We start from the raw sequence: 1,254 nt of genomic DNA on the forward strand, positions 1-1,254 counted from the left end.
TGATCTTGCCCAGCGTTGGTGGACACCGACTTAAGCGATCATTCGGGCCTCGAAGGCCACCGGGCTGATCATCCCGATAGCACTGTGCCGACGCTGTCGGTTGTAGTCCAATTCGATGTACTCGAACACCTGCTGGCGCATCTGTTCTCGCGTTCGGATGCGTTCACCATGGATCGCCTCGACTTTGAGACTATGGAAGAAGCTCTCGGCGCAGGCATTGTCATAGCAGTTTCCCTTGGCGCTCATGCTGCAGTGCAGACCGTGCCGAGCCAGCATCGACTGGTATAACACCGAGCAGTACTGGCTTCCGCGGTCACTGTGCACGATGACGCCCTTCGGCATTCGGCGGTTCCACAGCGCCATCTGCAGGGCGTCGACAACGAGATCCGCTGTCATGCGCTCACGCATTGCCCAGCCAATGACCTTGCGCGAATATAAATCGAGCAGAACCGCCAAATAGAGCCAGCCTTCATCGGTCCACAGATAGGTGATATCGCCGACCCATTTCCGATTGGGCGCCTTTGCCACAAAGTCCTGTTGCAGCAGATTGGGCGCAACCGGCAGGCCGTGTCGTGAGTTCGTCGTTGCCTTGAACCGACGAGCCGCTTTGGCATGAAGCCCCTGACGACGCAGGCTGGCAGCGACCGTCTTGCGGTTGATCGACAGCCCTTCATCCTTGAGATCGAGCGTCAATCGAGGCGCGCCGGAGCGGCCCTGTTTGCGATGAAAAGCGCTGGCTACCCGATAGTCGAGAGCCGCTTGCCGGTGACGCCTGACTGATGGCACGTCGTCACGATGTCTCCAGGCGTAATAGCCGCTACGAGCGACTCCGACGCTCTGACAAAGGCGCTGGACGGAGAACGCCTGACGGTGCTGATGGATGAAGGCGTATTTCACTTCAGGCTTTTCGCGAAATACACCGCGGCTTTTTTTGCAATTTCAAGCTCTTCCGCTTTCTCTGCGAGCTGCCGCTTGAGCCTCGCATTTTCATCGGCCAACGCTTGTTCACGCTCGGACGTGTTGGCCTTCTGCTGAGCCTTGGCACGCCACTGATAGAGCTGACTGGTCTGCAGTCCAAGCTCGCGAGCAGCAGCGGTGGCACCGATACGGTCGGCGAGCGCCAAGGCCTCATCTTTGAACTCGGACGAATAACGGTTGCGGGTTTTCTTCATCGAAGGAGCTTGCCTTGTCATGGGTCACCTCGTCTCAGTGTACTGTCTTAACGGGGTGTCCACTGCTGATGGGCAAGATCAG

Annotated in this window: 1 protein-coding gene; it reads right to left on the minus strand. The window is 58.1% G+C overall.

The features are described 5' to 3' along the window. Window positions 1–30 precede the first annotated feature (30 nt). Window positions 31–1,193, minus strand: a protein-coding gene (locus BC443_RS14265; protein WP_139284330.1) for an IS3 family transposase whose coding sequence is annotated in 2 segments (ribosomal slippage) — window positions 31–935 and window positions 935–1,193 — 1,164 coding nt in all. Because the reading frame shifts where the segments join, the coding sequence is not laid out codon by codon here. Window positions 1,194–1,254 lie beyond the last annotated feature (61 nt).

Origin of the sequence: Salinicola sp. MIT1003 (genome assembly GCF_001858555.1) — a bacterium.
Lineage (GTDB): Bacteria > Pseudomonadota > Gammaproteobacteria > Pseudomonadales > Halomonadaceae > Salinicola > Salinicola salarius.